General features: G+C 30.4%; 9 protein-coding genes. 1 reads left to right on the top strand and 8 read right to left on the bottom strand.

Annotated features, from left to right (window positions below; all coding sequences use genetic code 11):
- The 5 genes from SFT90_07050 to SFT90_07030 all read right to left on the bottom strand — a co-directional run.
- On the bottom strand, window positions 1-564 hold a 564-nt coding region (locus SFT90_07050), incomplete at its 3' end, for a DnaA N-terminal domain-containing protein (GenBank protein MDX1950236.1).
- A 25-nt stretch (window positions 565-589) separates the two neighbouring features.
- Entirely contained in the window at window positions 590-1,018 is a 429-nt protein-coding gene (locus tag SFT90_07045) for a rhodanese-like domain-containing protein (GenBank protein ID MDX1950235.1), read from the bottom strand.
- Between the two features lie 285 nt (window positions 1,019-1,303).
- Window positions 1,304-1,867: a nicotinate (nicotinamide) nucleotide adenylyltransferase gene (nadD, locus tag SFT90_07040; protein MDX1950234.1), complete on the bottom strand. Its 564-nt coding sequence runs from the start codon at window positions 1,865-1,867 to the stop codon at window positions 1,304-1,306.
- On the bottom strand, window positions 1,851-2,708 hold the full coding sequence (locus SFT90_07035) for a peptidylprolyl isomerase (protein ID MDX1950233.1): 858 nt from the start codon (window positions 2,706-2,708) through the stop codon (window positions 1,851-1,853). Before SFT90_07035 ends, nadD begins: the two co-directional genes overlap by 17 nt.
- 19 nt (window positions 2,709-2,727) lie before the next feature.
- A complete protein-coding gene (locus SFT90_07030; protein MDX1950232.1) occupies window positions 2,728-4,047 on the bottom strand; it encodes a hypothetical protein in 1,320 nt (439 codons plus the stop codon).
- A gap of 32 nt (window positions 4,048-4,079) precedes the next feature.
- Between SFT90_07030 and SFT90_07025 the strand changes: the two genes are divergently transcribed.
- Window positions 4,080-5,099: a COX15/CtaA family protein gene (locus tag SFT90_07025; protein MDX1950231.1), complete on the top strand. Its 1,020-nt coding sequence runs from the start codon at window positions 4,080-4,082 to the stop codon at window positions 5,097-5,099.
- On the opposite strand, the gene SFT90_07020 is transcribed toward SFT90_07025, so the two are convergent.
- The 3 genes from SFT90_07020 to SFT90_07010 are packed head-to-tail and all read right to left on the bottom strand — an operon-like array spanning window position 5,092 to window position 6,275.
- Complete coding sequence (locus tag SFT90_07020) at window positions 5,092-5,601, bottom strand: hypothetical protein (protein ID MDX1950230.1); 510 nt, start codon at window positions 5,599-5,601, stop codon at window positions 5,092-5,094. The genes SFT90_07025 and SFT90_07020 overlap by 8 nt on opposite strands.
- Window positions 5,602-5,605: 4 nt before the next feature.
- Complete coding sequence (locus SFT90_07015; protein MDX1950229.1) at window positions 5,606-5,926, bottom strand: TrbC/VirB2 family protein; 321 nt, start codon at window positions 5,924-5,926, stop codon at window positions 5,606-5,608.
- A 4-nt stretch (window positions 5,927-5,930) separates the two neighbouring features.
- A complete protein-coding gene (locus SFT90_07010) occupies window positions 5,931-6,275 on the bottom strand; it encodes a TrbC/VirB2 family protein (protein ID MDX1950228.1) in 345 nt (114 codons plus the stop codon).
- Between the last annotated feature and the right edge of the window lie 6 nt (window positions 6,276-6,281).

Genomic DNA, 6,281 nt, shown 5'->3' with positions numbered 1-6,281 from the left:
TCCCAAACCCATTTTACCGCAGATGAAAAGGAGGTTAATATCCTCAAAACCCTCAGAATTACAGGCGATATTATAACATGCATTAAAAGCTAAGATATTATTTTCAAATGAAGAATAATTATCAAAAGTAAATTTTGCATCTAATTTATTAGCAAGAAAATTCTCAAAAAAATTCTCTTTTGCGATAGGCAAATTTAATTGTTGGCTTGTAGTATTTTCAGAAAATATTTGCTCAGATTGTTTTTCCAAAATTGTAGCGATAGTTGTTGGATGTGGCTTTGCAACTATTAAATCAACTCTTTTGAAATCAGAAATAATTTCAGCAAAAATTTTCTCAATAATTGATAAATAATTAGATAAAACCCAATTTTTTACGAATCTTGATGGGCATTTTATTTCAACAAATCCTGAATTTATTTCAGATATTTCAAGTGGCTTTATCCAGCTATGAAAAATAGAATCACCTTTCAAAGAAGAAAACTTAGTGCAAAAATCCTGCCAGATTTTCTGCAAAGAACTTTCTATTTCCAAATTGCTAGAATATGTATTTTTAATTTCTATCATTTACACGCCTAAATAAAAATCAAAATTAACTTTGAAACCAAGGCAAGCCCTCGGCCTTCCAACCATTTATAAAACCCCTTCTACCCATCTCGTCTTTTTCACCTTCAAAGCCATTTGTAACATTGTAGCTATTTTTATAGCCAAGCTGTTTTGCCATAATTGCCGCATCAAATGATCTGCCACCAACTTTGCAGAGAAAAAATAATTTGCTTTCTTTATCAGAAATTTCTTCTTGCAAATGGTTTGCAAATTCAGAATTAAATTCCATTTTAGGATAAAACAACCAAGAAATTCTCAAAACTTCTTTATTAATTTCACTTAAATTTGGTAAACCTGAAAAACTCCATTCAGGTAAAGTTCTAACATCAATTAGGTAAGAATTTTTTTCATTTTTAAGAATTTGAAATGCATCTCTCGCTAAAATTTCTTCAGGAAAAAATAGAGAATTATTCATATTCAAAAAACAAAGTTTTAACCTATTGTATTAAAACAATTAAATCTTGAGCTCAGCTTTGCAAGCCACTTTCAAAGACTTAATTAAAAGCAGAAAATTAATTTAGCAAAAAAAATTTGTAGGTAAATAGAAATAAAATTATTTTATAAAATATTTACTATTGACAAAATTTTCGGCAGAAAATCTTGATAGTTTTTTTCAAAAAAATTTTAGAAAATTTTTGTGTAGCAATGAAATTTTTTAATATCAAAAACTTAGGTGAGAAACATTATTTTTATAAAAACTTTAAGAAAAATTTTTATTTCTAATTTTAGTTGAAGAAATATCTATAGTTTTACAATTAACAAATTTATATTTTCCTGAAATTCCAAATTTAGATTTTTGTGCTTTATATTTTAGATTAAAATTATTATCCACTCTGTTAACCGCGATAATCTCACAAAATTTTGAGATTTCTTTATAATTCTTCCAGCTATGAAAATTTATTAAATTATCTGCACCGATAATAAATTTTATTTCAAAATTCTTATTTAATTTTGAAAATCTTTTTAGAAAATCAATCGTGAAAAATTTTTTATTATGTCTGAAAAATTTATATTCTGCGTCGCTAACTTCAATATAATTATTTTTTGCTGTAAAATTTTTACAATTAGCAAATCTTTGGAGGAAATTTTCTTCTAAATTTTTGTAATTATTTTTGAGAGGATTTTGTGGAGAAACTAACCAGATAATTTTCTTTAGTCCAAATTTTTTGAAAACAAACTCGGATATAAATAGATGCCCTTTATGTGGGGGGTTGAAAGACCCCCCCAATATGCCAATTTTAATTTTATTATTTCGCTTTTGCATCAGCCGGCGCAGATTGCTCTGCTTGAGTTGCAGGTGCTGCCGGAGTTGCATCAGTTGCCCCAGAAGTTACATTATTTGCATCAACTGCATCTGCATCTTCACCCCTTAAAGAAGCTGGCAATTCCGCTTGTGGAATATCTGCCGCAACCCTCATTTTAATAATTTTATCTGGGTTAGAAACCATTCCATTTGCACCAGTGCCACGCTTGATTTTATCAACATTATCCATACCAGCAATAACTTGACCAAAAGCTGAATAATTTCCATCAAGGTGAGGTGCATCACTAAACATAATGAAAAATTGGCTATCGGCACTGTTAGGATCAGCCGCACGAGCCATTGATAAAGTTCCTCTCACATGTTTTTCATCAGAAAATTCTGAGTTGATATTCTGCCCACTACCGCCTCTACCAGTGCCAGTAGGATCACCAGTTTGAGCCATAAAGCCATCAATCACCCTATGGAAAACTATATTATCATAAAAACCTTGTCTTGTAAGTTGCTTAAATCTCTCAACATGGTTTGGTGCAATTTCTGGCTTTAATTCAATAATTACAGGGCCATCTTTAAGTTCTAAAACTATGATGTTTTCTAGCTTCTCATTAGCTTCTGAATTGGGCTGAGCTTCAGTATTTTCAGTAGCAACAGAATCTTCAATTGCTTCTTTCATTTTCTTTTTAGTAGTTTTTTTCATTTCTGTATTTTCATTTAAGTTATTAGTAGTTGTTGCAGTTGGTGTAGCCACTGGAGCTTCTGTTTGAACAGCATTTTGTGCATAGACATTATTTTGCAAAAAGCAAATTAAGCAAAATATTGATATTGATAAAAATATTTTTTTCATAGTTAAATTTTTTTTGTTACTAACCATATCTTTCATTACGCAAAATTTTGAGAACGGCAACTATAAAATAAAAACCGCCAATAATTGCAAGAAAACCGCCAAATCCCATTAAACCCATATAGAATTTACCTTCAAAACTTTGCATAACCGCAGGCGTTTTTCTTAACGCACCATAGCCGCCTGAAATCGCAAGGCCAGTAATGTGGATTATCTGCCCTAAACCATAAAGGTGAGCTTGATATTTTATAAAATGGTTTGCGATTATTTTATAGCCATAAATTTCTAAAAAATAAAAAGATAAGCCCATCAAAGCTAAACTTATACCAATTATTGAGCCATGATAATGAGCGGGAATCTTAGTATTTGAGCCTTCAATTAAGAGTGCGATAAAACCGCCACTTAAAAATAACAGCACAGACCAAAAGAAATTATAGAAAATAAATTTATGATTATCATTAAATTTGAAAATTTTGAAAAACTCTTTAGCGGTTAAAATTATCGCTAAAGAGCTTGAAAAACCGCCAAAATATATCATGTGTTTTGTATATAAATCAGTAAATTCAAAATCGCTTGGCTTATATAAAAAGCAAATTGGTACAGCAATTATTGCACAAAATAAATTTGTAATTTGGCAAATTTCTAAACCTTTTTTTAATCTAAGATTCGCCGTATAACCAAGTTTTGAGGCTATTAACATCGCAATAGTGAACCACGCATAAATTGCAATTGCTGAATATAAAAACATTAAAATATGACCAAAAGGCCAGAATAATTTTTCATAAAAATCAGCCTCAAAAAATAGATTTTTGAATTCTTGACTGGTTAAAATATTGTAAGTTTTAACTAAAGAAAAAACACTTAATATAAAAATTATTGAGCCGCAAAAGCTTGAAATATAAGCATTATGAGAGAAATTAAAATCAGCAATAATCAAAATTGCATTTATAAAAATTGCAAAAATAAAAAGGTAAATCGCAAATTGTAAAAATTTACTTTCAGTAAATGGAACATAATTATTTATGTATGCTTTTGAGTTAAAATCAAAAATGCTAAAAGTGAGAATTGCTATTGCGGATACTGCAAGAAATAAAGGAATTTTTGCAAGAAAGAAATTTTTTTGGATACTTAAAAAACCTATTGCTGAAAATATACTAAGCAACCAAATTAGCACTGATAAATTTACGTGAATGGTAAGTGCTGATCTAAAAAAATCAATATGAGGAATTAAATTGGTGAAATAAGGTGATCTTCCAAGCACAAGGAAAATGGCGAAAATTCCTGAGATTGCAAGGGCAGTAAATCCAATAAAAAGCCAATATTTACTAAAATTTTTATTCATATATTGTTATATAATATTAATTTACAAAAACTATGAACGGAAATAAAAAAATTGCAATCTGGCTTTTGATTTCAGCCTTTTTAGTTTTAGCGATGGTGATTGTTGGTGGGCTTACAAGACTCACTGAATCTGGGCTATCTATTGTTTATTGGAAGCCAATTCACGGCACAATTCCGCCAATTTCTGATGCGGAATGGAATGAAGAATTTTCGCTCTATAAATCTTCACCTGAATATAAAATTAAAACTTATTCAATCAGCCTTGATGAATTTAAGTATATTTTTTGGTGGGAATATGCTCACAGATTACTTGGGCGAGTTGTTGGTTTAGTATTTTTTCTGCCGTTAGTTTATTTTTTATATCGCAAAGAAATTTCATTTTCTGAAAGCAAAAAATTTTTTGGAATCTTTCTTTTAGGCGGAATACAAGGGGTTCTAGGCTGGTATATGGTTCAAAGTGGGCTGATTGATAACCCAAATGTTAGCCATTTTAGGTTAGCAGCTCACCTTTCAATGGCTTTACTAATTTTCTGTTTACTTCTTTGGTATGCCCTTACTTACCTTGGTTTTCAAAAAGAAAAACATAATATTCATATTATAAAATTGAATAAAATAGTTAATTGGGTTTTGGTCTTGCTATTCATTCAAATTATTTATGGTGCATTTTTAGCCGGGCTTGATGGTGGCTTAATCTATAACACTTGGCCAAGTATGAATGGTGAATTTTTGCCGGAATATACTTTTGATAAAGGCTTAATCTCAGTTTTAGAAAATCTATCAGCTATTCAGTTTATTCATAGATGGCTTGCTTTTGCTGTGTTTGGAGCAATATTATTACTTTTAATTAAAAGTAAAAAAGCTTCAAAAAAAGAATTTGCACCAAAAAAACTTAGAAAAATTGCAAATATTATGCATATTTTAGTTTTTGTTCAGATAGTTTTAGGAATTTATACTTTGCTTTACCAAGTGCCGATTATAACTGCCTCAGCTCACCAAATAAATTCAGTGTTGCTTCTAGCGAGTGTAATTTATTACAAAAGATTGGTTAGTTAGCCTCACTCTCAGAAAAATATTTATTTACGAATCTCTCAAGCAACCATTGATAATTTCTGATATACTCAATTAAAACTTCTATAACTTGTCTTGAGTTATCATATTGCTTTGGAATGTAATTATGAAGCTCTGGGTGAATTTCAAAAAGGTGATTTGCCTCTGAAATATCATCGTGATGTTCAACTAAAACTCTAACTAAATCATCATAATAAATCGCACCTTCTTGCATTAATGGAAGGTAAATTTCTTTTTCCTCTTCACTAAAAGAGTTTACATCACCTTCATATTTTATGATTAATCTAATTGATTCCCTAACATTTTTCATTCTAGTAATGTTTTCTTCCTCATAACCAGTTTTATCTGAATTTGGTAGAGTGTAAATATGACGATAAATATCAAGAGAAGAGTTAAAAACGACATCAGAAATTGCGGATAAAACCTCTTCCGCATCTTTCAAAATGGGCTTTTTAAGTTTGAAAATTTTTTGTAATAATTTATTCACTAAATCACATACATTGGCAATTAACATCAACTGTGCCACCTGATAAATCACTCACGAAAGCATCAGCTGATATAAATAAAATAATGCCTATTGTTACAATTAAAAGCAAGCTCCAATGCACGCCCCCCCTTAAAGTTAAAAAACCAATCGCTAATATCGCGAAACTTGCAACAGCTAGTGCTACGCCACCGCAAAATAATTGCCTAATATCGCAAATTTTTCCAGCTAGTTCAGATTGGGCGGGATCAGAAAATGAAAGCTCAGGTATAAGCAAAAATAATATTGCTAAGTTGAAAAGAAAAATATTTTTGAAAATTAAATTCATAAATTTATGATATACATTCACATGCCTGAACAACCCCTGCACCTGCTGGTGGATTAAAAATTGCTTCTACCAAAATATTAGCTGAAATAAATATTACAATCCCAACTATTGTAGTTAGCAAAAGCCCCATGCTCAACTTTCCCTTGAACATCATAAAGCCAAGAATTGCAATGATTCCAGCAACTAAGCCAAGTGCTGCACCGCCACAAAACATTTGCCTAATATCGCAAATTTCTTCATAGAGAGTTTTCTCAGGAGGTTGAGTTGCAAGAACATCAAACGGAATAATAATAGCAATTACTAAACCAAAAATCAGCTTGCAAATTGTGTTAAATTGTAAATTTTTCATAACTTA

Source organism: Rickettsiales bacterium (genome assembly GCA_033762595.1).
Lineage (GTDB): Bacteria > Pseudomonadota > Alphaproteobacteria > Rickettsiales > UBA8987 > JANPLD01.
The sequence above is the reverse complement of the archived record's forward strand: the minus strand, read 5'-3'. Positions and strand labels throughout refer to the sequence as shown.